Here is a 26,273-nt window from a genome sequence, read left to right as displayed (position 1 = left end):
AGATTCCTCCGTTGGTCGAACGACCGCAATGAATGTATCAACCACCACCCCGATTTCCGCGTCATTTCGCGGGTTTCGGGTGTTTTGAGCGGCGTGTCGCTTCACTCCAGTCACATCAGTCACACTTTTCGCCGGTGCATGCGACGCCCGGGCGTGCAGAAGGGGCGGGGCTCCGAAGAACCCCGCCCCTTCTGAAGAGACTGCTTACCAGCTCGACTTGGTCACGCCGGGCAGCTCGCCACGGTGGGCCATGTCACGGAAGCGGACACGCGAGATGCCGAACTTCGTGAGGACACCGCGCGGACGGCCGTCGATGACGTCGCGCGAACGGACGCGCACCGGCGACGCGTTGCGCGGCAGCTTCTGGAGGCCCACGCGGGCCGCCTCGCGCTGCTCGTCGGTGGAGTTGGGGTCGACCAGGGCCTTCTTCAGCTCGGCGCGACGCTCGGCGTAGCGCTCGACGACGACCTGGCGCTGCTGGTTGCGAGCGATCTTGCTCTTCTTCGCCATGATTAACGCTCCTCGCGGAATTCGACGTGCTTGCGAACCACCGGGTCGTACTTCTTGAGCACGAGGCGGTCGGGGGTGTTACGACGGTTCTTCTTGGTCACGTAGGTGTAACCGGTGCCCGCCGTCGAGCGCAGCTTGATGATCGGACGGACGTCCTGAGCCTTCTTCGCCATTAGAGCTTCACACCCTTCGCAAGGAGGTCCTTGACCACGCTCTCGATGCCCCGCGCGTCGATCACCTTGATGCCCTTGGCGGACACATTCAGGGTGACCTTACGGCCGAGCGACGGCACGTAGTAGGTCTTCTTCTGCACGTTCGGGTCGAAGCGGCGCTTCGTCCGACGGTGCGAGTGCGAGATGTTGTGACCGAAGCCGGGAACAGCACCGGTCACCTGGCACACTGCTGCCATGATGACTCCTTCATTACCGTGAGGCCGGACGGCCCCACCCAAGATCCCTTGTCTGCCCCCTTCTCCACGCACGACACGGGGCCGATCCGAGAAGAGGGGGACGAACTGCGCACAGGAGCGCGCGCAGACAAAGAGTCAGTCTAGCACGGATCACTTCCTCACCCGACTGCGCATCGGAAGACCCCGCATGCGGCACTGACCGGACGTCCTGCCAGGATGGAGGCATGGACTGGAGCAGACAGCGCATCTTCGGAATCGTGGCGGGGGGCGTCCTCGGCGCCCTGCTGGGGCTGACCGTCATGAGCGCATGGTTCCCGCGCGGGATCATCCTGCTGCCGGTGGCCCCTCTCGTCATCCTGGGCATCACGCTGTCGAACCTCGGCGTGAGCCAGAGCATGGTCGCACGGATCGAGGACCGGCTCGTCGAGCGGTCGCGGATGATCGCCGGCGGAGCGATCCAGGGAGAGCCGGCGATCGGACGGATCCGGCGCCTCTACCCCCGTCAGCGCACCCGCACCGCGACGCTCCTGCTCCCCGGGGCCCCGGAGCCCGGGCGCCTCGCCTCCGTGCGCGTGATCCCGGCCGGTTCCGCGCCGCGAGACGTGTACGCGCTGTTCCCGGAGCGCTACGGGATCGTGAAGGGTGCGCCGGCGGCGGTGCTGCTCGACGCCGCGAGCCCCGACATCTCGGTGCTCGACGACCGCGTGACCCCGGAGACCCTCGCTGCGATCGACCGCGATCCGCGCTGGCAGACCACCACGAGCTTCGTCACGATGTACAAGCGGCAGGGCGGGAACCTGGTGATCATCGCCGCGCTCATCGGCCTCGCGGTCGGGATCGCGATCGGGATCGCGATGGCGCAGCTGCTCGGCTGAGATCCCGGGGCGCTCTCCGACAGGAGCCGGTGGAGCCGCGCACCGCGACCCGGCGCCCGCGGTCGGTAGGCTCGATGGCCGTGAGTGCATCCTTCCAGCAGGAGATCCCCGTACTGCCGGTGGTCATCCCTCTCGGCATCGCGGTCTCCGCCCTGCTGCTGTGGCGACTCGGGGCGAAGGAGCTCTTCTCGATCCCCCGCGCCCTCGTCGCCGCAGCCCTCGGCATCTATGCGGCGGGGATCGTGGGCAACACGATCTTCCCGATCTACCTCCACCCTCTCGTCACGAGCAACCCGTTCACCGACTTCGACGACTGGATGCAGGGGATCGTGTTCGTCCCTTTCGCGGACTACGAGTTCATGGACTTCGCGATCAACGCGCTGGTCTTCCTGCCGCTCGGCATGCTCTTCTCCCTCCTCTTCACGAAGCCGTCGTGGTGGAAGGTGCTGCTGGCGGTGACGGCGACGAGCCTGGGGATCGAGCTGACCCAGCTGGTGACGCAGAGCTACTTCGGGGGCGGGCACATCGCCGACAGCAGCGACCTCGTCTCCAACGTGGTCGGCGGGGTGGCCGGCTATCTCCTGCTCGTGATCCTGTGCCGCCTCCCCTGGTTCGCCCGCTTCGCCGACCGCTTCCGGTGGTCGGTGAAGCCGACGGGATCCGCCGCCTCTCGCTGAGTGTGCGAGAAGGCATCCCCGAAGCCTTCGGCAGATGCCTTCTCGAACGCCGCAGGCACGCGCCGCACCGGGGACCCGGCTCACAGCGCTCGCGCGGCCTCCGCGGCGCCCCGGCCCCACCGGAACGGCGAGACGGTCGGATCCCCCGGGATCCAGAAGCGCCAGGGGAACGCATCGGTGCCGGCGACCCCCGCGACGCCGACCCGCGGGCCGGAGGCGATCTCCGCGAGAGGCGGGCCGAGCCTCAGAGCGGCGACCGCGCCGGCGTGCGGCGAGCCCGTGATCGCGTCGATCCCGTCGTGGGCCGCGTGGGTGAGGCCCACGACCTGGCCGAGTCTTCCCGGTCCCCGCGCCAGGTCTCGTCCGGCCCGCCGGGAGCGCGCGGCGGCGGTCTCGGCGCCCGCGACGACCTCGCCCCCGCGCAGCAGCACCCCGCCCGCCTGCCCCTCGGGGCCGCAGACCACGTTCACGCAGGCGTGGATGCCGTGGCTCAGATACACGTAGAGATGTCCCGGCTCGCCCCACATCGTGGCGTTGCGCGCGGTGCGGCCCATGCGCGCATGCGATCCCGGATCTGGCCGATCGCCGGTGCCCCTGCCGTGATAGGCCTCGACCTCGGTGATGCGCAGCCGCACCTCCGCGCCATCGACGACCGTGCGCAGTTCCGCGCCCAGAAGCAGCGGCGCCACCTCCACCGGGAGCCCGGCGAGCTCGTCGCGGGTGGCGGGGCGCAGCATCCGTCCGCTCACATCTGCGGCGCCGTCTGGCACCACGACGAGTCGAAGCCGTTCAGCGCGACCAGCTCCTTGTCCGAGGACAGCTCGATCAGGTGCGTGTGCAGCGTGCCCGGCAACGGCAGCAGCATGTCGTCGTAGGGGTTGTTGGGCAGGTCGGGCGCGACCACCACCGCCGCGTACCGGCCGCTCGGTGAGGCGCACACCTGCAGGATCGCGTCGGTGCCCTTCACCTGGATCACCGGCTGCGCCTTGCCCTTGGCATCGGTGCGGATCACCGCCTGACCGGTCGGCATGCCCTCGGAGTCGCGCTGCACGACGTGCTGCAGAGTGCCGTCGGTGAGCGGCAGCACGGTGTTCGGCGGCCCGTAGTCGGGGTCGGTCGTCGGGAGCGGCTTCTCCTCGCCGTTCGCGAGGTCCATCTCGACCAGCGGTCCGTCCGTGCGCTGCACCACGGCCGTGTAGGTGCCCCGGGTGATCCCGAGGATGCTGGCCGCGAGGCCCAGCGACTGGACCCCGGCGTCGGAGGTGGGGTCTTCGAGGGAGAGGGCGCTGTTGAAGTCGATGAGCAGCAGCGACGACGAGTCGGGCACGAAGCGCCAGTCGCCCACGCTCGCCTCCTTGCCGCCCACCTTCACGATGCGCGGCTCGCCCTTGCCGCTGAGCGGCTCGGTCACGAGCACGCTCGCCCGGCCTGACGTGTCGGTGAGGTCGTGATCGGAGTAGGTGTAGCCGACCAGGCCGCCGCGATCGGACACCTGGAGCGTCGACACGAAGCCCTTGCCGGGGAGCTTCAGATCACGCTGCCCCGAGCCGTCGCGGTTCATCACGATCAGCCGGGAGCTCTTGCCGTCGTCCACCGCGACGACGATCGCGTTCGCCGTGGCCCGGAAGTCGCTGATCCGCTCGTGCGAGAAGACCAGGGTCGGCCCCTTGCCCGAGAGGTCGGTGTTGAAGATCTTGTCCTCCTTCGCGGACCGCTGCAGCAGCAGCATCCGCGCCTTCGGAGTGATGAACGACGCCGTCAGGTCGCCCTTCGGGCCGCCGCCGGAGGGCGTCGCGCCCGACACCGTCACCGAGTACTTCGTCGCATCGTCGAGGGGGACGGTGAAGCGGATGCCCACGCTGCGGCCAGAGGCGTCGACCGTGAACGGCACGGCGGGCTCGACCTTGACCTGCGACGCCTTCACCGCGGCGAGCGGCTGACTGGTGGTGAGGATGACACGGCTGCCGGACGCCTCGATCGCCTGCGCGGGGTCGACCTTGACGTTCACCACGCGCGGTCCCTGCAGCAGATTGACCGCGGTGAGCCCGACGCCCACGAGCAGCAGCACGCCGAGCACGCCGAGCACCGCCAGGCGGAAGCGGCGGGGAGGGACGGGGCGCGCCGTGGGCTCCTCTGCCGGCGCCGGCGGCACCGCGCCGATGCCGGAGATCGGCGACGTGGGGACGGGGATCGACCGCTCCTGCGCTGCCACGGACGCCGCCACGCGCGGGACCTCCGCCGGAGCAACGGGCTCGTCGAACGGATCGGTGCTCCGGTCCGCGAACAGCCCGGCTCCGACGACCGCCGGCGGCGCTCCGACAGAGGTCTCCGCGTCGGATGCGTCGGATCCGGATCCCGCCGTCGCGACGGGTCCCGCGGTATCCGGATCCCGAGGGGGCGGCTGATCCGGGGAAGGGCGCTCCGCCGCATCCGCACGATCACCAGCGGTCGTCCGGCCCTCGGCCGGGGAGGAGGGCTCGCGCCGTGCCGTCTCCTCCTGCGCCGCCTGCTCGCGCAGCGCGCGGAGCTGGGCCCGGGTGAGCGGTGCCTCGCCGTCAGTACTCATACGGGTCCTTCGGCTCGGCGATCCGCTTCATCGACGTCGGCTCGATCCGCAGCGAGCCGTCCTTGCCGGCCCGCACCGTCCCCGTGACCTCGATCCATTGCCCCGTGGCGAACTCCGATGCGGAGGCCGACACCGGCACCGAGGCGGGCTGCGCATCGATCACGCAGTGCGTGATGACCATGCGCGTCAGCCCGAGCTCGCCACCCTTCGCCGGCGTCACGAATCCGGTGAGCGTCACGCTCGCACCGTCGAAGGTCTCGGGGCGCGTCGCGGTGGCGAACACGCTGGACCATTCGCCGACCCCGAACGAGGCGGTGTCCGCGACGCCGAGACGCACCTCGTCCGCACCGGCGAAGAGCACGCGCTGCTCGCCCGCGCGCGACATGGCCAGCTCGGCGGACAGGGAAGCGGGCGGAAGCGCGATCGCGGCGACGACGAAACCGGAGGCGATCACCGCCGCCGCGCCCGTGCCGACCGCGGCCGCCACGCGGCGGCCACGCCGGCCTCCGCCGTGGTCATGGCCGTGTTCGTGGCCGTGGTCGCTCTCCGCGCCGAGCGGGAGCGTGCACGTCCAGACCGCGCCGATCAGGAGCAGGGCTGCGGCGACTGCGGCGAACCACACGGTGTCGGGGCTGATGTACATCGTGAGCCGCCCGGTCAGCGCAAGGCCGAGGGTGACGACCGCGATCACGGATGCCAGGCCGACGCCGAGCCACCGCGTGAGCAGGGCCTGGGAGCGCGCGGGATGCTCAGACAAGGACGTTCACCGCCATCCCGATCGCGAAGGAGCTCAGCAGCACGACGCCGATGATCCCGGCGAGGGTGCGCCAGGTGAACGTGGTGCGCAGCAGGGCGATCATCTTCACGTCGACCAGCGGGCCGACCAGCAGGAAGGCCGCGATCGCCCCGGGCGAGAACGTCGACGCGAACGACAGCGCGAAGAACGCGTCGACGTTCGAGCAGATGGCGACCGTGATCGCGAGCGCCATCATCGCGAGGATCGACAACAGCGGGTTGGCGCCGATCGCGACCAGCAGATCGCGGGGCACGATCACCTGCACGGCGCCGGCGAGCGCCGACCCGATGACGAGTGCGGGCATCACGGCGCGCAGCTCGATGATGAACTGGGTGAGGCTGCGGCGCATCGGCGTGCCCGGCTCATGCGCCACGTGCTCGCACGTGGCGATGAACTTCTCGGTCAGCATCCGCTGCGGGTCGGGGTGCAGGCTGTAGATCCACCCGATCAGGTTGGCGATGAGGAACCCGCCGGCCAGGCGCGCGACGAGGATGCCGCCGTCGAGCCCGAACGCGGCGTTGGTCGTGAGGATGACGATCGGGTTCACGATCGGCGCCGCGATGAGGAAGGTGAGGGCCTCGGCGGGGGCCAGGCCGCGCATCATCAGCCCGCGTGCGAAGGGCACGTTGCCGCACTCGCAGACCGGCACGACGATCCCCAGCAGCGAGAGCACCGCCCGGCGCGCCCAGGCGTTGCTCGGCATCCAGCGCTGCAGCGCGTCGGCGGGCAGCCACACCTGCACGACGATCGACAGCGCGACCCCGATGAACACCCACGGCAGCGCCTCGATCAGCACGCTCAGGCTGAGGGTGAGCCCGTCCTGCAGCCGCGTGGGCAGGCCGTCGGCGAAGAGCTTCGGCGCGAACTGATCGATGAGCACGAGCACCGCGAGGATGCCGACACCGATGCCGACGCCGGCCAGCGGGGAGATGCGCCTGGTCTGCTGCGCGGCGTGGACGGTCACTCGGCGGCATCCTGCTGCGCGGCGCACGCTGCGCACAGCCCGAAGATGTCGACGACGTGCTCGGCGCCCTGGAACCCGTTCTGCGACGCGACCTGCTGGGCCCACTGCTCCACGGCCTTCGCCTCGATCTCGACGGTGCGACCGCACGAGCGGCAGATCAGGTGGTGGTGGTGCACCTGCGACACGCAGGCGCGGTAGAGGGCCTCACCCTCGGGGCTCTGCAGGGAATCGGCCTCTCCCGACGCCGCGAGCCCGGCGAGAGCGCGATAGACCGTCGCGAGGCCGATCCCGGTGTTCTCGTCGCGCAGGGTAGCGTGCAGGTTCTGCGCGCTCACGAAGCCCTGCGCGTCGGCGAGCGCATCGCGCACCCGCTCGCGCTGCCACGTGTTCCGCTGAGCCATGCCTTCGAGTCTAGGCCGGGGCGGCGTGCGGAGGCTGGGAGACGACCGCCTTCCGCGGGCGCGGATCAGGCGCGGACGCCCGCGATCACCGCGTCGACGGCGGCGGCGGCGAGACGGCGCTGCTCTTCGGCCGGCACCGCGGCGAGAGGACCGTGCAGCGCGAGCTCGGCGAAACCGTGCACGGTGGCCCAGCACGACCAGGCCGCATCGGCACGCGCGGAGGGGGCGAGCGCGCCTTCCTCGACCATCGCGTCGAGAGCGGCGGCGAGGGCCCGGAACGCCGGCGCCTGCGCGGCGGCCTCGGGCGTGATCGGACGGGAGCCGAAGAACGCGACGGCGAACCAGCCCGGTTCGGCGAGGGCGAAGTCGATGTACATGAGCCCCACCGTGCGCAGCCGTGCGGCGCCGTCCCCCGCCTCTCCGCTCGTCATCGCCCCGGCGAGCCGGGCGAGGATCGCGTCGGAGACCGCCTCGCGGAGGGCGGCGAGGTTCGGATAGTGCCGGTAGGCGGCGTTCGGGGAGACGCCGACCCGCCGCGTCACCTCGCGGATCGTGAGGGCATCGAGGCCCCCCTCGCGGCTGAGCTCGAGCCCCGCGTCGACGAGCGCGACCGCGAGGTCGCCATGGTGATACGCCACCTCTTGTCCCCTCCGCCCCCAATGTGTATGGTGTGAACATAGCAGATGTAGACGCCGTGAACATTTAGGAGTGACCATGACCGCGCTTCCCCCCGTCGTCGATGAGCAGACCTGGCGCGACGCGCTCGCAGACCTCCTGGTACGCGAGAAGGCGGCGACGAAGGAACTCGACGCCATCGCCGCCGCGCGCCGTCGGCTCCCCGCCGTGAAGCTCCCCGAGTACCGCCTCACCGCCGAGGACGGCTCCTCCGTCACCCTCGCCGAGGTCTTCGACGGGCGCAGCCAGCTGGTGATCTACCACCACATGTGGAGCGACGGGAACCGCTGGCAGTGCTCGGGATGCACCGGGCTGACCTCGCAGTGGACGCGAACCGGCGCACTCGCCGAGCTGGACGCCCGCTTCGTGGTCGTCACCAACGGGCCGATGGACGAGATCCTCGCCTACAAGAAGCGCGTCGGCAACGAGATGACCTGGTACTCGTCGGCGGGCTCGGCCTTCGGCGCCGACATGGACGCCGGCCCCGGCGAGGGCTTCGCCTTCAACGTCTTCCTGCGCGATGGCGACGACGTCTACCGCACCTGGCACACCACGAGCCGCGGCGCCGAGCAGTTCAGCCTGTTCTTCGCGATCTCCGACGTGCTCCCCTACGGACGCCAGGAGGTCTGGCAGGACGTCCCGGACGGCTGGCCGCAGGATCCCACCTACGAGCGGTGGCTCACCTCGAAGGACGTCGCGGCGCTGTACGGCGACCCCGAGGCCTGAGACGAGGGGAGGCCCCGGATCCGCGCGGATCCGGGGCCTCCCGTCACGTCCGGCTCACCGCTCGGCGGCGACCTCCTCGGCGTCCTCCGACGCGTCGGCGGCTTCGCCGTCCTCGCCTTCGGTCTCGTCGTCCTCGAACTCCTCGTCGAGCCCCTCGAGCTCGTCGTCGATGTCCTCGACACCCTCGGGGACCGAGACGGCGTCCTGTTCCGCACGGTCGGCGGACCCTGCATCGGGCGCCCCCTCCGGGCGGATCAGCTCACGCACCTCGGCCATGAAGCTGTTCAGTTGCTGCTGCTGCCAGCGCAGCTGCCTCGTGCGGTCCTCGGCGTCGCGCAACACGGAGTTGGCGTGCGTCATCACGCTGTCCACGATCTTCTGCGACTTGGCCCGGGCCCGGTCGAGGGTCTCGCGTGCCCGCACCTGCGCATCGGCCTCGATCGTCTGCGCCTGCGAGCGCATCAGCTTCTCGAAGTCCTCAGCCTTCGACGAGATCCGCTGCGCGTGCTCGAGCGACGCCGAGACCTGCTCGTTCGCATCGGCCGTGATCCGCTCGGCGTGCGCGACCGCCTGGTTGTGCAGCAGCAGGAACTCCTGCTGCGCGTCGTCCTGGCGGCGGGTGAGCGTCTCCTCGAACTCCAGCACGCGCGCGTTCATCTCGCGCACCTCCCGCTCGGCGTCCGAGCGCAAGTCGCTGGTCTCACGGGTGACCATGGCACGCAATGCGGCCGCGCCCTTCTCGGCCTCGGTGCGAACGGTCGCAGCCTCCTGCTCGGCCTGGGAGACCTTCTCGTCGGCGTGCGCCCCCTCCCGCGCGATCCGGGCCTCATGCGCGGTGTACTCGGTCTCCATCTTCAGGCGCACCTGATCGGCGTCGTGCTGCGCCTGCGCCGTGATCCGGGCGACGTCCGCCTCGAGGTCGGCCCGCTTGGTCTCGGCCTCCTCGCGGGCGGCCTCGAGCAGTCGCTCCGCCTGCACCGCGGCGTTGCGGATCAGCACGCTGGCCTGTTCCTCCGCCACGCGGAGCACGGCCTCGAACTGCTGACGGCTCTGCTGCTCGTCCCCCTCGCCGGGGGTGGCGACCAGCTCGCTGGTGAGGGCGGCGACCTGGTCGGCCGCCTCGTCGGCACGGGCGCGCTCGGCGACCAGCTCGCCCTCGAGGCGCTCGATGGCCTCACGGTCGGCGGCCCGGTCTCGCTCCAGCTCCCCGTCGCCCTCGGCGCGCAGACGCTCGATCTCGGCGTCCTTGTCGCCGCGCACCTTCTCCAGCTCGGCACTGTGCCGGCCCTCGACGCCGTCCAGGTCGGCGGTGACGCGCTGCAGCTGGTCCCGGAGGGTCTTCAGCGCCGCATCCACCTCGCCCTTGTCATAGCCGCGGAACCCCACGGTGAACGACGCATGCTCCCGCGGCGTCGTCTCGAGAAGCTGGTCGAAGAAGTCCCCACGCTGCCCCTCGGGCACGTTCGAATCGGTCATTGGACACACCTTTCTGCCGACGCCTCACCCCGCGTCAAGCGTACTGGGCGCCCCGGGACCGTCGCACGCGTCCGCGCACCGTCTGCACACCCCAGCATCCGAGGTAGATGAGGAACGAGATCGTGGTGATGTAGGGACTCACCGGCAGTGTGCCCGCGAGCGCGAGCAGGATGCCGCCGACCGCCGAGACCAGGCCGAAGAGCGCCGCCAGCACGGGTACCGCGACCGGACCCGCGGCGACCCGCATCGCCGCGGCGGCGGGGGTGACGAGCAGCGCCATCACGAGGAGCGCACCGATGATGTGCACGCTCACCGCGACGATGAGCCCGAGCAGCACCATGAAGACCAGGCCGACGGCCCGGGTGGGCACGCCGCGGGCGGCCGCGGACTGCGGGTCGAGGGAGTCGAAGCGCAGCGGGTTCCACATCAGCAGCAGCCCGGCGAGCACGACGACGGCGATCCCGATCAGCCATCCGAGGTCGGGGCTCGACACCGACACGATCTGTCCGGTCAGCAGGCTGAACCGGTTCGCGCTGCGTCCGTCGTAGAGGGAGAGGAAGAGGATGCCGAGGCCGAGGCCGAAAGGCATGAGCACGCCCACGATGGAGTTGCGCTCCCGGGCGCGGGTGCCGAGGAGCCCGATGAGCACCGCGGCGACGAGCGCTCCGCCGATCGAGCCGACCACGACGCTGCCGCCGAGCAGCAGAGCCGCGGCGGCTCCCGCGAAGGAGAGCTCGCTGATCCCGTGCACGGCGAAGGCGAGGTCGCGCTGCATCACGAAGACGCCGACGAGACCGCCGACGAGACCGAGCACGGCGCCGGCGATGATCGAGTTCGAGAGCAGGGCCACGAGCTCGCCGTAGTCCTGGAAGGAGAACAGGCTCCCCCAGTCGAAGAGGTGCGCGGGGCCGCCGATCATGACCGCCCCCCTCGCGCGACGCGCCGCGCATCCGCCCGCCCAACCGCACGCCCGGCCGCACGCCCGGACCGCGGACCATGTCCCGAATCCCGGACCGAACCCGGCGAACCATCCGCGAAACGCGACAACGCCCGCGAAACGTGACGACGCATCATGCCGCCCCCTCCTCGGTGTGCGCGTGCTCGTGCCGGGTCTCCGCGTCGGGGGCGCCGACCACCACGAGGCGGTCGCCGGCCCGCAGCACGAACACCGCCGTGCCGTAGAGGTCGGTGAGCACGTCGCTGCGCAGCACGTCCTTCGGCGCCCCCAGCACGAAACGGCCCGAGGCGATGTAGAGGATGCGGTCGACCTTGCCCAGCAGGGGGTTGATGTCGTGCGTGACCAGCAGCACGGCGGCGTCCTTCTCCCTGCGCTGCCGATCGATGATGTCGATCACCGCACGCTGGTTCGCGAGGTCGAGGTTGGACAGCGGCTCGTCGCAGAGCAGCAGCGCGGGATCGTCGGCGAGCGCCTGGCCGACCCGCAGCCTCTGCTGCTCTCCCCCCGACAGCAGTCCCACCCGGCGATCCGCGAAGGACGAGGCGCCGACCGCCGCGAGCAGCTCGTCGACCCGCTCGCGGTCGCCCCGGTGCGGGATCGGGAGTCCGAACCGCGTGCCGTGCACGCCGAGCCCCACCAGGTCGCGCGCCCGCATGGAGGTGTCGGGGGGCAGCGGATGCTGCTGGGGGATGTAGCCGATGCGACGGTCGCCCCGCCGGGCCGGCTGGCCGCGGAACCGGATGCTGCCGGCGGAGAGGCCCTGCAGTCCGAGGATCGCGCGCAGCAGGGTGGTCTTCCCCGAACCGGAGGGACCGAGCACTGCGATGAACTCGCCGGGCTCGACCGTCAGGTCGAGCCCGGACCACAGCTCCCGCTCCCCGCGCTGGAGGGCGGCTCCGCTGATGTCGAGGAGGTGTGCGTCGCCGCTCACCTCTGCAGTGCCCCGGAGAGGGAGTCGATCGCTTCGCGCATCCACTCAGCGTACGACTGATCCGGGCCGAGGAGCTCGCTGAACTTCACCACGGGGATGCCCGCGTCCTTCGCCGCCTGCTCCACCTTCTGCGTCTCGGACCCGCCGGTCTGCGCGGTGGTGAGCACCGCCTTCACCTCACCGGAGGCGATGAGGCGCGTCGTCGCGAGCAGCGTGGCGGGGGCGACGTCGTTGCCCTCCTCGACCGCGGAAGCGAACCCGTCGGGGGTGACGTCGTCGAGGCCCGCGGCGGCCGCGAGGAGTCCGGGCAGCGGCTCGGTGATGATCACCTTGGTGCCTTCGAGCGTGCCGTGCAGATCGTCGAGCTGCTTCTGGAACCCGTCGAGCTCGCCGATCAGCTTCTCGGAGGCCTTCTGGTAGTCGCTCTTGCCCGCGGGGTCGAGGGACGCGAGGTCCTCGGCGATCTGCTCCGCGACGTGGGACATGGTGTGCACATCGAACCAGACGTGCTCGTTGAAGCCCTCGATGTGATCATGGCCCTCGTGCCCGTGGTCGTGCTCGTCCACCGAGGAGCCGCCGTCGTCGGCATGGCCGTCGCCCGGGTAGTCGTGTGAGAACTCCGCCGCGGTGATGACGGTGGCCTTCGAGCCTTCGCGAAGGGTGTCCATGAAGGCGTCGTACCCGCCGCCGTTCTCGATGATGAGATCGGCCTTCTGCACGGCGAGGCGGTCACGGGCACTCGCCTCGTAGGAGTGCGGATCCTTCGCGGAGTCGGCGATGATGCTGGTGATCTCGACACGGTCGCCGGCGATCTTCTTCACGAGGTCGCCGTACACGTCGGTCGACGCGACCACCTGGAGGCGCCCCGTCCCCCCGCCGTCCGTGGCGGACGCGGAGCATCCGGTGAGGGCGATGGCGGACACGGCGAGCAGGGCGGCGAGTTTCTTCATGTCCACGACTCTAGTGGTTATGAGAATCATTCTCAACAACGCGCTCCGGCTCGGCATGGGACCGCTCCCCCGCCGTTCAGCGGACGGTCACCATCGGCCGCCTATATTGGTGCGCATGAAGAGCCTCCGCGTCCCCCTCCTGGCCGCGGGAGCCGTGCTCCTCCTCCTCGCCGGATGCGCACCGGAGCCGCAGGAGAGCGCCGGACCGACGCCCTCCGCCGAGCCCACGCTCGACCCGCTGCCGCTCTCCGCCTTCCAGACCGTCCCCTCCGCCGACATCCACGGACTGACCACGCGGTCCGTCGACGACGAGACCGCCCGCATCCACGCCGTCGTCCCCCAGGTCGACGGGCACCCCGAGCTCAACGCGACCCTCGCCGGCTTCTCCGACGCGCAGGTCGCCGACTACCGGGCATCCGGACGGGTCGGCGGCGACGGGCACGGCTTCATCAGCATCAGCTGGTCGACGCTCGGTTCGAGCGCCTCCCTCGTCGGCTTCCTGCTGTCGAGCGAGATGAGCCCCGGAGCGAGCACCGCCGACACCGAGAAGACCGTCTGGTACGACACGAAGCAGAAGAGGCAGCTCACCCTCCGCGACTTCGTGACCCCCGCGGGGATGGAGGCGGTGATCCGCTCGGTGACCCAGGCGCTGCGCGCGCACGTGCTCAGCCCCGACGTCGACGGCGCCGAGCAGATCCTCGCGGGAGGGGAGCCCGCCGTGGGCTTCGACGCGCGCGGACGGCTGCTCGTGGGCTTCGACTCGTATCAGGTGGCCGCGGGCTCGTACGGGGCGCCGCTCATCGCGGTCGACGCCGACCCCGCCTCCCTCCTCACCCCCATCGGGCAGGCCGCCCGCACGGCGACCCTCGACCCCAAGGAACTCGAGGTGCCGCCGCCCCCGCCGCCCGCGCCGAACCCGCCCGTCGACTGCCATGTGCAGAAGTGCGTCGCCCTGACGTTCGACGACGGACCGGGCAAGGGCACCACGCCGCGCCTGCTCGACATCCTGAAGAGGGAGAAGGTGCACGCGACGTTCTTCGTGCTCGGCGCGCAGGTGCAGGCGCACCCGCAGCTCGTCGCGCGCGAGGTGAAGGAGGGGCACGAGGTGGGCAGCCACTCCTGGTCGCACCCGCAGCTGACCTCGCTCACCCCCACGGCCGTCCGCGAAGAGGTGGAGAAGGCCGGAGCCGCGATCCTCAACGCCACCGGCGTGAAGCCCGTCCTGTTCCGGCCTCCCTACGGGGCGCGCAACGCGATGGTCGACGGGATCCTCAAGGACGCCGGATACGCCGAGGCGCTGTGGAGCGTCGACACCCTCGACTGGAAGACGCGCGACGCGGCGAAGACGGTCGAGGCCGCCGCGAAGGCGAAGCCCGGCGCGATCGTGCTCATGCACGACATCCACGCCACCACGGTCGACGCGGTCCCCGGCGTGATCGCCGCTCTGCGGGCGAAGGGCTACGTGTTCGTGACGGTGTCGGAGCTCGTCGGCGACCCGAAGCCCGGCGCCCGCTACTTCGGCACCTACTGACTCCTCCCCCTGCCCCCGGGCTCCTTCCCGTCTATTCGTCACGGAGTGCGTTTACCGGACCCGGATTCCGGCACTTTGCGACGAATAGACGGGAAGGTGCGGGGGATCGGGGACTTATTTTCCGGTCTGTCACAGTTTGATTCTTGCTGTCAGAATCTAATTCGATCCGGGCGGATTCCCGGGCTGGCGGATCAGAGGAGATCACCATGGCGGACGCATCCCACGTGCTCCTCGCGCACGCGCACCCCGACGACGAGAGCTGCGCCACCGGCGGCACCATCGCACGCCTCCTCGCCGAGGGCAACGGCGTCACCGTGGTCACCTCGACCCAGGGCGAGCAGGGGAAGATCGCCGTCCCCGCCCTGCAGCACCTGCACGTCGACGAGGACGACGCCCTCGGCCCCGAACGGGCCCGCGAGCTCGCCGACGCCATGGCCGCCCTCGGCGTGACCGACCACCGTTACCTCGGCGGTCCCGGGCGCTACCGCGACTCCGGCCGGATGGGCATCCCCGCGAACGACCGGCCCGACGCCTTCTGGCAGGCCGACCTCGACGAGGCCGGCCTGATGATGGCCGCGATCATCAGGGAGACCCGCCCCGAGGCCGTCATCACCTACGACCCGAACGGGGGCTACGGGCACCCCGACCACATCCAGACCCATCGGGTGGCGATGCGCGGCGTCGAGCTCGCCGCCGACCCGGAAGCCGCGCTCGACGCCCCGGTCTGGGATGTGCCCCTCGTCTACTGGACCGCGGTGCCCCGCCGCCTCATCGTGGACGAGCTCACCGAGCTCGCCTCCCACGCCGAAGAGCTGGGGCTGTGGGTCGACCCCGACCCCGCGGAGTACCCCGACGGCGTGCACGAGGACGACGACATCGACGTGGAGTTCGACGTGTCGGCCCACCTCGCCGCGAAGTCCGCCGCCCTCGACTGCCACCGCACGCAGCTCACCGTGAAAGGCCCGTACTGGGTGCTCGCCTCCGGGCGCGGCATGCGCATCCAGGACCGCGAGTGGTTCATCCGGGTGAAGGGCGGCCACCGCTCCTCGGAGCGCTACGAGACCGGCCTGCTCCGCGGCGCGGCGGTGCGCTGATGCCGCGCGCGACCCTCGCCCTCGCCGACCGCCGCATGCAGCGGGCCCGCATCGTCGGGGCCCTGCACGAGCAGCGCAAGAGCCGCACCGACCTCGTCGAGCAGTTCGGCGTGAGCTCCTCGCTCATCACCCGCCTCGTGCGCAGCCTGCTCGACGACGGCATGCTCCGCGAGGTCGGCGCCCAGGCCCAGGCGATCGGCCGTCCTCCGGTGCGCCTCGAGGTGGTGCGCGACTACGGCGCGCTCCTCTCGGTCTCCTGCACGTCGGAGGGCCTGCGCGCCCGCAGCGTCAACCTGCACGGCGGGGTCATCGCCGAGTCGTCCGCGCCTGCGGCCTCCGGCGCCGTGAGCCCCGAGGCGATCGTCGACCGGGTGGCCGAGCTCGCCGCGCGCACGCCGCGCCTGCTGGGCATCGGCGTCGCGGTCCCCGGAGTGGTGGACGCCGAGACCGGCAGCGTCAGCGCGGCGCCCGACCTCGGCTGGGCGACCGAGGTGCCCCTGCGGGCGATGCTGCGCGAACGCTTCGGCGTCGTCGTCACGATCGACAACGACGTGAACCTCATGATGGCCTCCGAGCGCCGCGTCCTCGACCGACGGGCCAGTCGCAACGCCGTCTACCTCTACCTCGGCGAGCGCGGCATCGGCGCCGGCGTCATCGCGGGCGGGCGTCTCATCGAGGGCGACCACGGCGCCGCGGGAGAGATCGGCCTGTTCCCGCTCAGCGCCACCGACCGCACCGACTTCGAGGACGCCACCTCCACGATCGCGATCGCCGCGCGGCTCGAGGCGGCGGGGCACGAGGTCGCGGAGCCCGCCGTCGAGCGCCTGCTCGCCCTCGCGGACGCCGGCGACCCGGCGGCCCGCAGGCTCCGCTCCGAGGTGCTCGCGTCCTTCTCCCACGCGATCGCCGTCATCACCGCGATCCTCGATCCGCATGTCATCCTGCTCGGCGGCCACGCCCGCGCGTTCCGCGCCGCGGAGCACGCCGAGATGCTCGATCCGCTGCGCGGCGGGCTCCCCTTCCTCCCCGAGGTCAGGGCTGCACGGTCGAATCCCGATGCAGTGCTCGACTCGGCTCTGAACCGCTGCTGGCAGCAGCTGCTCGCGGGAGGTCTATGAACAGTTCCACCCCCATCCGCAATCACACCCGATCCGCGGCACCCGCCGCACCACTTCGACGAGGAAGACAATGAAGGCACACAAGAACACCCGCCCACTGCTCGCTTTCGCCGGCTTCGCCACCGCAGGCGCCCTGCTGCTGACCGGATGCGCCGGCGACGTCACCGCCGACAAGCCGAAGGAGTCCAAGACCGCCGAGGCGGACGCACCCAGCGACAGCCTCACGATCTACACCGGCCGCGACAAGGACGAGGTCGCCTGGGTCGTCGGCGAGTTCGAGAAGAAGTTCCCCGAGTACAAGGACAAGGTGAAGACCGTCATCGCCGGCGCCCAGGACAACCTCGACCGGATGCGCGCCGAGAAGGGCAACCCGCAGGCCGGGTTCCTCTGGGGCGGCACCCAGCAGCAGTTCGAGCAGGCCGCCTCCGAGGGCCTCCTCGCCGAGTACACGCCCAAGAACGACAAGGACGTCCCGGACAAGTACAAGGACCCCGGACACCAGTGGATCGCCGAGATGCTGCTCCCCGAGGTCATCATCTACAACTCGGACCTGCTGAACGAGAAGACCGCCCCGCAGGACTGGGCCGACCTCGCGAAGCCGGAGTGGAAGGACAAGATCGTCATCCGCGACGTCATGCCCTCCGGCACGATGCGCACGATCTACGCGTCGATGGTGTACTCGGCGTTCGCCGAGGACGGCAAGCCGGATGCGGGCTACGACCTGCTGAAGAAGATCGACGCCAACACGGTGTCGTACGCCGCCAACCCGGACGACATGTACACGCAGCTCGACCAGGGCACCGGCCAGGTCACCGTCTGGAACATGCAGGACGCCCTGATCCAGCCGCTGAAGAACAACCGCCCCTGGGGCTACGTGATGCCGAAGTCGGGCGCCCCGGTGCTCGTCGACGGCGTCGCCGTCATCAAGAACCCGAAGCAGGCCTCGGCCGCCAAGTCGTTCATGGACTTCCTGATGGAGCCCGGGATGCAGGCCAAGCTCGCCACGGACTACTACCAGATCCCCGCCATGGACATCCCGAAGGACAAGCAGCCCGACTGGATGAAGGACTTCACGCTCAACGAGATGAAGATCGACTGGAAGGTGTTCGCGGAGCACCAGGACGAGTGGATGACCTACTGGGCCGACAACATCAAGGACAAGGGCTGAACTGACACATGGTCTCGGTCACTCTGCACCAGCTGCGCAAATCGTTCTCCCGTTCCGGCACCGTCGTGAACGATGTCGACCTGACGATCGAGGACGGGGAGTTCTTCACCCTCCTCGGCCCGTCGGGATGCGGCAAGTCGACGACGCTGCGCATGATCGCCGGGTTCGAAGAGCCCGACAGCGGGACGATCCACTTCGACGACCGCGACGTGACGTACGCGCCGGCGAACAAGCGCGACGTGGGTCTGGTCTTCCAGAACTACGCGCTGTTCCCGCACATGTCCGTCAGCCGCAACGTCGGATTCGGACTCGACGTCCGCGGGGTGCAGAGGGCCGAGGCCTCGCGTCGCATCAGCGACGTCCTGAACCAGGTAGGCCTCACCGCGCAGGCGAACGCCCGCGTCGACGAGCTCTCGGGCGGGCAGCAGCAGCGTGTCGCGCTCGCCCGGGCGCTCGTCTTCCGTCCGCAGCTCCTGCTGCTCGACGAGCCGATGTCGAACCTCGACGCGAAGCTGCGCCTCGAGATGCGGGGCGCGCTGCGCGACCTGCACGCCGAGACCGGGATCACGTCGGTGTATGTCACGCACGACCAGGCCGAGGCGCTGGCGATGTCGACGCGCATCGCCGTCATGAACACCGCGGTCGTGCATCAGGTCGGTACGCCCGACGAGGTCTACAGCCGTCCCCTCACCGCCTTCGCGGCCGGGTTCCTCGGCCGCAACAACCTGCTGGCCGCCACCGTGCGCGAGAACGACGGCACCCGCGCGGTGCTCACCCTCGCCGACGGCAGCGCGCTCGCGGTGCGCACGGCGAGCGCGGCCCCGGGCGTCGGATTCGGCGTCGGGTCGCGCCTCATCGCGACCGTCCGGGCGGAGAACGTGCGGATCGCGGCCGCCGGCGAGGACGAGAACGTCGTCTCCGGCACCGTCGCCGACGTCGACTTCATCGGCTACTCGCTCTCCTGCGAGCTCGACACCGCGCTCGGGCGCATCAAGGTCGACCTCACCGGCGCGCACGCGCGCCCCGCCCGCGGCGACACCCTCCGGGTCGTGCTGCCCGAGGACGCCGCGTACTGCGTGCCCGCGGAGGACTGATGGTCACGCTCACCAACGCGCAACGCGTGGTCGGGCCCTCGAAGCGCCCCTCCTGGTTCCGCCGCCGCTGGTCGACGGTGCTCACCCTCACGGTGCTGCTCGTCGTACTCCTCGGCTACGTCATCGGGCCGATGATCGCCACCGCCCGCCGCAGCGTCTCGCAGGACAAGGCCGAGATCCTCGGCTTCTCCTTCAAGGCCTGGGGCGACTTCTTCGCCAACCCGACGCAGACCTCCGCGATCGGCGGCTCGATCGTCCTGTCCCTGCTCTCGGTGCTCTGCGCCGGGGTGCTGGGCACCGGCGTGGCGATCCTGCTCACCCGCTGGGAGTTCCCCGGCCGCCGGGTGTTCCAGGTGCTGGCGCTGCTGCCGATCGCCCTCCCCCCGCTGATGGGCGTGTGGGCGTTCAAGCTGCTGTTCGGGGTCGGCGGGCGCATCCCCTTCGCGATGCAGGAGTTCTTCGGCGCCGACCAGAAGATGTTCTGGCTGCAGGGCGTCGCGGGCGTGCTCATCGTGCACGCGATGACGATGTACCCCTACTTCTTCCTCACGGTCTCGGCGGCGCTCGAGAACGCCGACGCCTCGCTCGAGGAGGCGGCCGCGTCGATGGGCGCGCGCACCGGCCGGATCTGGGCGAAGGTGGTCTTGCCGATGCTCACCCCGGCACTCGTCGCGGGGTCGCTCATCACGTTCATGTCGGCGATGTCCTCCTATACCGCCCCGCTGCTGTTCCAGTACACGGATGTGATGACCCAGCAGATCGTGATCGCCAAGACCAACGGCGACATGCGGCTGGCGTCGATCATCTCGACATCGCTCGCGGTGATCTCGATCGTGTTCCTCGCGGTCATCCGCTCCTATGAGCAGCGCAAGGTGTACCGCACGCAGTCCAAGGGCGGCGGACGCAAGCGCTCGACCGTCACGTCGACGCCCCTGAAGGTGCTCCTGTTCGTCGTCGCCGCGCCGGTGACCGTGTTCCTCGTGCTGCCGATCCTGATGATCGCCGTGCTGTCCTTCACCGCGAAGGGCGGATGGCGGATGAGCGTGCTGCCCTCGCAGTACACGCTCGAGTGGTGGGGGCAGCTGTTCAGCGGCTTCGAGTTCTGGCGGCCCGTCACAAACTCGCTGCTGATGAGCGTGATCGCGGTCGGCGGCGCGATGATCCTCGGCGCCGGCGCCGCCTACGTGATGAGCCGGATGCACTTCCGGGGCAAGCTGGCGCTCGACATCGCGATCATGCTCCCCTGGGCACTGCCCGGGACGGTCGTGGCGATCAACCTCATCACCGCGTTCTCGAGCCCGTCGCCGTTCGCCTTCGGGCAGGTGCTGGTCGGCACGTTCGCGATCCTGCCGCTGGCCTACTTCGTGCGCTTCAATCCGCTCATCTTCCGCTCCACCTTCGCGTCGTTCTCACAGCTCGACCCGAACCTCGAGGACGCCGCCCGCAGCCTCGGCGCGAGCTGGTGGTACGCGTTCCGGCGCGTGGTGCTCCCGCTCATCTCGCGCGGCATCATGGCCGGCGCGCTGCTCGCGTTCGTCGACGGCGTCGGCGAGTTCGTCGCCAGCATCCTGATCTACACGCCGGAGTGGATCCCGCTGTCGATCGCCGTGAACAACGAGAACTACCAGGGCAACATCGGCACCGGCTCGGTGTACGGCATGATCCAGGTCCTGCTCGTGCTGGCCGTGCTGATCGTCACGCGCCGCATGGAATCCAAGGAAGCCGCGACGCCGGCCTTCTGACCGCCGCCCGCCCCGACCCCACCCAGAGAAAGACAGAGAATGAACCGCGACGAGATCGTCCAGCGCGACGGCGACACCTTCCCCGGCGAGAGCTACACCACGGCCGTGCTGCGCCCGGCGTACAACGAGGCGAAGCGGATGCTGCTGCCGTCCATGATCCAGATCCACCGGGCGCACCTGGTGATGCTGCACGATGCCGGCATCCTCGGCGACGCGGAGGCGGCGAAGATCGCGGAATCGATCGATGAGCTCGACCTCGACGCCCTCGCGGCGAGCGAGTACACCGGGGAGTTCGAGGACCTGTTCTTCACCGTCGAGCACGAGATGATGCGGATCGGCGGCGAGGTCACCGGCAGCCTGCACACCGCGCGCAGCCGCAACGACATGGGCATGACGCTGTACCGCATGGTGATGCGCCGCCAGCTCATCCGGGTGCTGGACGCCGCGGGCGAACTGTACGAGACCCTCGTGCGCCTCGGCGCCGAGCACGCCGACACGCTCTCGCTGGAGCACACGCACACCCAGCCCGCGCAGCCGTCGGTCCTCGGGCACCGCTTCCTGGCGATCGCGGACGTGCTCGGCCGCGACATCCGCCGCGTGCAGCAGGCCTACGAGAGCCTGGACTTCTCGCCGATGGGCGGCGCCGCGCTCACCGGCACCGGGTTCGCGATCGATCGCGAGAACATGGCCCGCCTGCTGGGCTTCGGCGGCCTGGTGGAGAACTCCTACGACGCCGTCGCCGCGACCGACTACATCGCGCACTCCGCGATCGCCCTCCAGCTGATGGCGATCGACACGGGACGCAGCTGCGTCGACTTCCTCACCTGGTGCACCGCGGAGTTCGGTCTCTACCGGGTGGCCGCACCCTACGTGCAGATCTCGTCGATCATGCCGCAGAAGCGCAACCCGGTCTCGATCGAGCACTCGCGCTCACTGCTGTCCGCCGCCTCGGCGAGCGCGGCGACCGTGCTCACGATGATGCACAACACCCCGTTCGGGGACATCGTCGACACCGAGGACGACCTGCAGCCCTATGCCTGGCGCGCGGTGGACACCCTCACCGACGTGCTGCACCTGCTCACCGGCGTGCTCGGCACCATCCAGGTGAACACCGACGTCATGCGCGAGCGTGCCCTGGCCTCGTTCGCGAACGCCACCGAGCTGGCCGACACGCTCGTGCGCGACGGGGGCCTGACGTTCACGCAGGCGCATTCCGTCGTGTCGCGGATCGTGCGCGAGGCCGACGCCGCGGGCACCACCGATGTGCGCGAGGTCTCGCCCGAACGGGTGCGCGAGGTCGCCCACGAGGTCACCGGCCGCGAGGTCGTGCTGAGCGCCGAGGACATCGCGCGGGCGCTCGACGCGGACAACTTCGTCGCCGTGCGCACCTCGACCGGCGGCGCGGCGCCGAGCGAGGTCGCCCGCATGGCCGCCGCACGGCAGGGCACGGCGCAGGAGTTCCGCTCCTGGCGCGACGCCAGGCGCGACCACCTCGACGCGGTCGCCGAGCGGCTGGTCGCGGCGACCGCGGCCCTGCGAGGGTGACGGCGCCGGTGGCCGGTCGCATGAACGTGCTCGGGATCGACTTCGGCGGCACGAAGGTCGCGCTCCGCGTGGAGGTGGAGGACGGGGAGAGCCGGGACGACCGCCTGCGGATCGGCGCGGAGGAGCCCGCGGCCAGCGTGCTGGACCGCACCTTCGCCGCCGCGGCGCGACTCGTCGCGCAGACGGGTCCGGTGCGGGCGGTCGGGGTGTCGACTCCGGGGATCGTGTTCGACGACCGGGTCGATCTGGCCCCCAACGTGGTCGGCTGGTCGGATCTCGACCTCGGCGGGAGGCTGGAGGCCGAGTTCGGCGCGACGGTGCTCGCGGTCGAGAACGACGTGAAGGCCGCGGCCCTCGCCGAGGTCCGGGAGGGCGCGCTCCGCGACACCCGGGTGGGCCTCTACGTGAACCTCGGCACGGGGATCGCGATCGCGCCGGTGGTCGAGGGCTGTGTGCTCCGCGGTGCGCACGGCGCCGCGGGCGAGGTGGGCTACGGGGTGGTCGGGCCGGTCTCCGAGTGGACGGCCGACGCCCCCACGCTGGAGGAGTACGCCGGAGGGAGCGGGCTGGGCCGGCGGGTCGCCGCCGACGCCCGTGTGCCGGCGGCCGACGTGCCGGAGCTGGTCGCCGCCATCGCGACGAGCGATGCGGCGGCGCGGCTGTGGGCCGGCGCGGTCGACGAGATCGCCCGTCACCTCATCACCGCGGCGCTCACCTGCGACCCGGCGCGCATCGCCGTGGGCGGCGGGATGACCAGGGCGGGGGCGGCGCTCTTCGAGCCCCTCGCAGCCCGCCTGCGGGCCGCGCTCCCCTATCCGCCCGAGATCGTGCTCTCGGGCTTCGGAGCCGACGCCTCGCTGCGCGGGGCCGTGATCCTGGCGCGCGACGCCGCGCGGGTGTGAGCACCGTCCCGCGCGGCGCTGCGTGCGGCATCCGACATATTTTCCGGCGTTGACGCCCGGAGGCCGTACCTGTGGAATTGCTGTAGGTATTTATTTCTGTTCAGAAAGAAATTACCTGCTCCCCACTTCATCGAATACGCGGGACGTGACGTCGACGTCCGCTCGCGTGGAAGGACGGTCCCCCGAATGGACGATCGACTCACCCTGTCCGAGCAGACGCTGTCTCGCCGGACGCTGTTCAAGGCCGGTGGCGTCCTCGGCGCCGCCGCGGCCGTGACCGGGTTCCAGGTCTCGGCCCTGAGCCCCGCCGAGCAGGCGCTCGCAGCCCCCGGCGGCGCGGTCAAGCTCAACGTGCTCTTCATCGGTGCGCACCCCGACGACGAGGCCGGCAACCTCGGGGTCTTCGGCCAGTGGAACGAGTACTTCGGCATGAAGGCCGGCGTCATCACGGTGACCCGCGGCGAGGGCGGCGGCAACGCGGTCGGCCTCGAGGAGGGCCCGCCCCTCGGCATGATGCGCGAGGCCGAGGAGCGCAAGGCGGTCGGCTACGCGGGGATCGAACACGTCTTCAACCTCGACGGCCTCGACTTCTACTACACGGCGAGCGCTCCGCTCTCGCACGAGGTCTGGGGCGGAGAGGCCGTGCTCGGCCGCATCGTGCGCGTCGTGCGCGCCACCCGGCCCGACGTCATCGTCACGATGAACCCCTCGGCCGTCGAGGGCAACCACGGAAACCACCAGCAGGCCGCGATGTTCGCGGTCGAGGCCTACCTCGCCGCCGGCGACCCGAGGCGCTTCCCCGAGCACCTCGCCGAGGGCTTCCGCCCGTGGCAGCCCCGCCGCATCCTGCGCTCGGGCGCGAACGGCACCGGCGCGAACGGCGAGGGCGGCGTCGCCGCGGGCTACACGCCGACCGTCGCCTCGGACGTCGTCTTCGGATGCTGGAACGGCACCCGGAGCAACCGCAACCGCAAGCGCTGGTCGGAGATGCTCGACCTCGCCCGCTGGGCGTACGTCACGCAGGGCTGGGCGGAGATGGCCGCGAGCCCGACCGACCCCGCCAAGATCTCCAACTCCTGGTTCACGGTGATCCACTCCCGCACCCCGATCGCCGACCCCCGCTCCGGCGGCGACGCGGCCCTCCGAGGCGCCGCACTGCCGATCGCCGGCGGGCTGCCCTTCGGGACCCTCATCGACGTGCGTCCCGGCCGCTTCGAGGCCGTCGCCGGCCAGAAGGTGCCGGTCGACGTGACGATCACGGCTCCCGACGGCGTCAAGCTCCCGGCCGGCGCCGTGAGGCTGCAGGTGCCCGCGGGCTGGACGACCGGCGGCCCCGTGTCCATCCCCGCGCTGAAGAAGGGCGCCTCGCACCGGGTCACCTTCCAGGTCACCGCGGCGGCGTCCGCGGCGGTCGGCGAGCAGGTGCGGGTCGAGGCGACCCTCACCGCGGGCCGCGCCTCCGGCACCACCTTCGCGCAGCTGCGCGTGGCGGGCGCGGTCGAGGCCACCATCCGCCCGCTCGAGGAGATCCAGTCGTTCCGCGACTGGACGGCGAAGCTGGGTATGAAGCACCTCGACGTGCTCGTGCCCGAGCTGTTCCCGCTCGGACAGGGCCGCACCCGCAAGCTCGACGTCGTGGTGGAGAACTTCTCCGCGCAGACGCGCTCCGGATCGGTCTCGCTCACCCTCCCCGCGGGCTTCGCCGCCGCACCCGCGCAGCTGCGCTACTCGGGGCTCGCCGCGGGGAAGACCACCACGGTGACCTTCGACGTGACCAACACCGACACCTCGATCCCCACCGCGAACCGCGCGGAGAACAAGGGCAGCTGGCCGGTCACCGTCACCGCGACGAGCGAGGCGGGAAGCGCGGCGCGCGCCGTGACGATGAACCTCGTCCCCACCTACGCGGTGCAGCGCGCCGCCGTCGCGCCCACTCTCGACGGCATCCGCCGCGACTCGGAGTACCCGGGTGAGCCGATCCCCGTCGAGACCGTCTGGGACGGCACCCCGATGGGCGGCACCAACCCGTCGATCAGCGCGAAGACGTGGATCACCCACGACGATGCGAACTTCTACCTGTTCATCTCGGTGGCCGACGACATCCGCGGCACGATCCTCCCGGCGACGGACAACAAGCGCCAGCGACGCACCGACTCGGTGGAGATCTACTTCGACCCGCGCGGGGATGCGCCCAACACGGCGCACACCTTCATCGGCGGAATCATGCCCTCGATGGACACCATGACCGGAGCCCCCGGCGTGGGGCGCGACCGCGACAACTGGCAGGGCGAGGCGAACGTCACCGCGCCCGGCATGGAGGTCAAGGTGAAGATGGCCTCGACGGCGGCCGCGTACACGGGCTACGACCTCGAGGTGAAGATCCCGTTCGCCGTACTGCCCGACAACCTCGACCCGCAGCACGTCGGCTTCAACGTGATCGTCAACGACTCCGACACGCAGAACAAGGCCGCGCAGAACCGCGTGGGCTGGTCGACCTTCCCGGGCATGCGGGCCGACCCGTGGCGCTGGGGCATCATCACCCTCGACGGCGTCGCCGACGCGGGTCCGAAGCCGAAGGACCCGACCCTGCCCGACACCGCCGCGCGCTCGGTGGCGTCACCGCAGTCGATCCTGCAGTCGGCGGGCGACGACGTGCCGCTCGGCGGCGCGAAGCCGACGAGCCACGACCTCAAGGTGCTCTCGTCGTCGATCTCACACGGCATCGTCAAGATGGCGCTGCAGACCCCGCGGGCGGGCACGGCGCGCGTGTTCCTCTGGGACGGCGCGCAGGTGCTCGGCAGCGCCGAGGTGAACGCGCGGCAGGGCCGCACGGACATCCGCTTCGGTGCGCGGACCGGGGCCCGCGGCAACGGCTCCAGCCTCACCGGGACGCCGGCCTCGCCCGTGCTGGCCGTGTCGTTCGAGTCACAGGGCGGCGTGTTCGCCACCCGCGCTCCGCTCGGCGGCCGCTCCCGCTGACCGGACGGGAGAGGGCCGGCGCACCACGTGGTGCGCCGGCCCTCTCCCGTGTCCGTCCGGCCCGTCCCGGCCCGTCCCGGCCCGTCCGGCCCGTCTAGCCTGTCCGGCCCGTCTATTCGTCACGGAGTGCGTTTACCGGGCCCGGATTCCGGCACTTTGCGACGAATAGACGGGACCGGGAGGGAC

25 protein-coding genes are annotated in these 26,273 nt (G+C 70.8%); 12 read left to right on the top strand and 13 right to left on the bottom strand.

What is annotated here, in order from left to right:
* Positions 1 to 204: 204 nt before the first annotated feature.
* From rpsN to rpmB, 3 genes are read right to left on the bottom strand one after another with little or no spacing between them, the layout of a single operon-like run.
* Positions 205 to 510, bottom strand: coding sequence for a 30S ribosomal protein S14 (rpsN, locus tag ABWO84_RS04050; RefSeq protein ID WP_353112777.1), 306 nt, complete (start codon positions 508 to 510; stop codon positions 205 to 207).
* A gap of 2 nt (positions 511 to 512) precedes the next feature.
* Positions 513 to 683, bottom strand: coding sequence for a 50S ribosomal protein L33 (gene rpmG / locus ABWO84_RS04045; RefSeq protein WP_046014935.1), 171 nt, complete (start codon positions 681 to 683; stop codon positions 513 to 515).
* Positions 683 to 919, bottom strand: coding sequence for a 50S ribosomal protein L28 (gene rpmB / locus ABWO84_RS04040; RefSeq protein WP_188755758.1), 237 nt, complete (start codon positions 917 to 919; stop codon positions 683 to 685). Before rpmB ends, rpmG begins: the two co-directional genes overlap by 1 nt.
* A gap of 224 nt (positions 920 to 1,143) precedes the next feature.
* On the opposite strand from rpmB, the gene ABWO84_RS04035 reads away from it, so the two are divergent.
* Together ABWO84_RS04035 and ABWO84_RS04030 are read left to right on the top strand one after the other, a co-directional pair.
* A complete protein-coding gene (locus tag ABWO84_RS04035; RefSeq protein ID WP_353112774.1) occupies positions 1,144 to 1,794 on the top strand; it encodes a hypothetical protein in 651 nt (216 codons plus the stop codon).
* 80 nt (positions 1,795 to 1,874) lie between these two features.
* Complete coding sequence (locus ABWO84_RS04030; protein ID WP_353112772.1) at positions 1,875 to 2,471, top strand: VanZ family protein; 597 nt, start codon at positions 1,875 to 1,877, stop codon at positions 2,469 to 2,471.
* A gap of 80 nt (positions 2,472 to 2,551) precedes the next feature.
* On the opposite strand, the gene ABWO84_RS04025 is transcribed toward ABWO84_RS04030, so the two are convergent.
* The 6 genes from ABWO84_RS04025 to ABWO84_RS04000 form a co-directional block, all read right to left on the bottom strand.
* Positions 2,552 to 3,208, bottom strand: a complete 657-nt coding sequence (locus ABWO84_RS04025; RefSeq protein WP_353113207.1) for a DNA-3-methyladenine glycosylase — start codon at positions 3,206 to 3,208, stop codon at positions 2,552 to 2,554.
* 8 nt (positions 3,209 to 3,216) lie between these two features.
* Entirely contained in the window at positions 3,217 to 5,037 is a 1,821-nt protein-coding gene (locus tag ABWO84_RS04020) for an Ig-like domain-containing domain (RefSeq protein ID WP_353112770.1), read from the bottom strand.
* On the bottom strand, positions 5,027 to 5,794 hold the full coding sequence (locus tag ABWO84_RS04015) for a TIGR03943 family putative permease subunit (RefSeq protein ID WP_353112768.1): 768 nt from the start codon (positions 5,792 to 5,794) through the stop codon (positions 5,027 to 5,029). The genes ABWO84_RS04020 and ABWO84_RS04015 overlap by 11 nt, the downstream gene beginning before the upstream one ends.
* Positions 5,787 to 6,797 (bottom strand): permease, encoded by a 1,011-nt coding sequence (locus ABWO84_RS04010; protein WP_353112766.1) that lies wholly within the window; start codon positions 6,795 to 6,797, stop codon positions 5,787 to 5,789. Before ABWO84_RS04010 ends, ABWO84_RS04015 begins: the two co-directional genes overlap by 8 nt.
* Positions 6,794 to 7,198, bottom strand: coding sequence for a Fur family transcriptional regulator (locus ABWO84_RS04005; protein ID WP_353112764.1), 405 nt, complete (start codon positions 7,196 to 7,198; stop codon positions 6,794 to 6,796). Before ABWO84_RS04005 ends, ABWO84_RS04010 begins: the two co-directional genes overlap by 4 nt.
* 65 nt (positions 7,199 to 7,263) lie before the next feature.
* On the bottom strand, positions 7,264 to 7,836 hold the full coding sequence (locus ABWO84_RS04000; protein WP_353112762.1) for a TetR/AcrR family transcriptional regulator: 573 nt from the start codon (positions 7,834 to 7,836) through the stop codon (positions 7,264 to 7,266).
* A gap of 76 nt (positions 7,837 to 7,912) precedes the next feature.
* Here ABWO84_RS04000 and ABWO84_RS03995 point away from each other — a divergent pair, with 76 nt between their 5' ends.
* Entirely contained in the window at positions 7,913 to 8,599 is a 687-nt protein-coding gene (locus tag ABWO84_RS03995; protein ID WP_353112760.1) for a DUF899 family protein, read from the top strand.
* 54 nt (positions 8,600 to 8,653) lie between these two features.
* Here the strand turns inward: ABWO84_RS03995 and ABWO84_RS03990 are convergent, their stop codons facing one another.
* The 4 genes from ABWO84_RS03990 to ABWO84_RS03975 form a co-directional block, all read right to left on the bottom strand.
* Entirely contained in the window at positions 8,654 to 10,075 is a 1,422-nt protein-coding gene (locus tag ABWO84_RS03990) for a DivIVA domain-containing protein (protein ID WP_353112758.1), read from the bottom strand.
* 34 nt (positions 10,076 to 10,109) lie between these two features.
* Complete coding sequence (locus ABWO84_RS03985; RefSeq protein WP_353112756.1) at positions 10,110 to 10,994, bottom strand: metal ABC transporter permease; 885 nt, start codon at positions 10,992 to 10,994, stop codon at positions 10,110 to 10,112.
* Between the two features lie 151 nt (positions 10,995 to 11,145).
* A complete protein-coding gene (locus ABWO84_RS03980) occupies positions 11,146 to 11,964 on the bottom strand; it encodes a metal ABC transporter ATP-binding protein (protein ID WP_353112754.1) in 819 nt (272 codons plus the stop codon).
* Entirely contained in the window at positions 11,961 to 12,914 is a 954-nt protein-coding gene (locus ABWO84_RS03975) for a metal ABC transporter solute-binding protein, Zn/Mn family (protein WP_353112752.1), read from the bottom strand. The genes ABWO84_RS03980 and ABWO84_RS03975 overlap by 4 nt, the downstream gene beginning before the upstream one ends.
* 115 nt (positions 12,915 to 13,029) lie before the next feature.
* Between ABWO84_RS03975 and ABWO84_RS03970 the strand changes: the two genes are divergently transcribed.
* The 9 genes from ABWO84_RS03970 (at position 13,030) to ABWO84_RS03930 (ending at position 26,087) form a co-directional block, all read left to right on the top strand.
* Positions 13,030 to 14,445 (top strand): polysaccharide deacetylase family protein, encoded by a 1,416-nt coding sequence (locus tag ABWO84_RS03970; protein ID WP_353112750.1) that lies wholly within the window; start codon positions 13,030 to 13,032, stop codon positions 14,443 to 14,445.
* A 206-nt stretch (positions 14,446 to 14,651) separates the two neighbouring features.
* Positions 14,652 to 15,539 (top strand): N-acetyl-1-D-myo-inositol-2-amino-2-deoxy-alpha-D-glucopyranoside deacetylase, encoded by an 888-nt coding sequence (gene mshB / locus ABWO84_RS03965; protein WP_353112748.1) that lies wholly within the window; start codon positions 14,652 to 14,654, stop codon positions 15,537 to 15,539.
* A complete protein-coding gene (locus tag ABWO84_RS03960) occupies positions 15,539 to 16,657 on the top strand; it encodes an ROK family transcriptional regulator (protein ID WP_353112746.1) in 1,119 nt (372 codons plus the stop codon). Before mshB ends, ABWO84_RS03960 begins: the two co-directional genes overlap by 1 nt.
* A gap of 70 nt (positions 16,658 to 16,727) precedes the next feature.
* Complete coding sequence (locus ABWO84_RS03955) at positions 16,728 to 17,825, top strand: extracellular solute-binding protein (protein ID WP_353112744.1); 1,098 nt, start codon at positions 16,728 to 16,730, stop codon at positions 17,823 to 17,825.
* An 8-nt stretch (positions 17,826 to 17,833) separates the two neighbouring features.
* A complete protein-coding gene (locus ABWO84_RS03950) occupies positions 17,834 to 18,919 on the top strand; it encodes an ABC transporter ATP-binding protein (RefSeq protein ID WP_353112742.1) in 1,086 nt (361 codons plus the stop codon).
* Entirely contained in the window at positions 18,919 to 20,661 is a 1,743-nt protein-coding gene (locus ABWO84_RS03945; RefSeq protein ID WP_353112740.1) for an ABC transporter permease, read from the top strand. Before ABWO84_RS03950 ends, ABWO84_RS03945 begins: the two co-directional genes overlap by 1 nt.
* 39 nt (positions 20,662 to 20,700) lie before the next feature.
* On the top strand, positions 20,701 to 22,206 hold the full coding sequence (gene argH / locus ABWO84_RS03940; protein ID WP_353112738.1) for an argininosuccinate lyase: 1,506 nt from the start codon (positions 20,701 to 20,703) through the stop codon (positions 22,204 to 22,206).
* A gap of 8 nt (positions 22,207 to 22,214) precedes the next feature.
* Positions 22,215 to 23,108 carry an ROK family protein gene (locus ABWO84_RS03935; protein WP_353112736.1) on the top strand — a complete coding sequence of 298 codons (894 nt, stop codon included), beginning with the start codon at positions 22,215 to 22,217 and terminating at the stop codon, positions 23,106 to 23,108.
* 186 nt (positions 23,109 to 23,294) lie between these two features.
* The gene (locus ABWO84_RS03930; protein WP_353112734.1) at positions 23,295 to 26,087 is read left to right on the top strand and encodes a PIG-L family deacetylase; all 2,793 of its coding nucleotides are present in this window, start codon (positions 23,295 to 23,297) and stop codon (positions 26,085 to 26,087) included.
* The last annotated feature ends 186 nt before the right edge of the window (positions 26,088 to 26,273 follow it).

This window comes from Microbacterium sp., assembly GCF_040394595.1.
Classification (GTDB): Bacteria; Actinomycetota; Actinomycetes; order Actinomycetales; family Microbacteriaceae; genus Microbacterium.
Note: the sequence above shows the minus strand (reverse complement) of the source record. Positions and strands in the feature narration are given on the sequence as shown.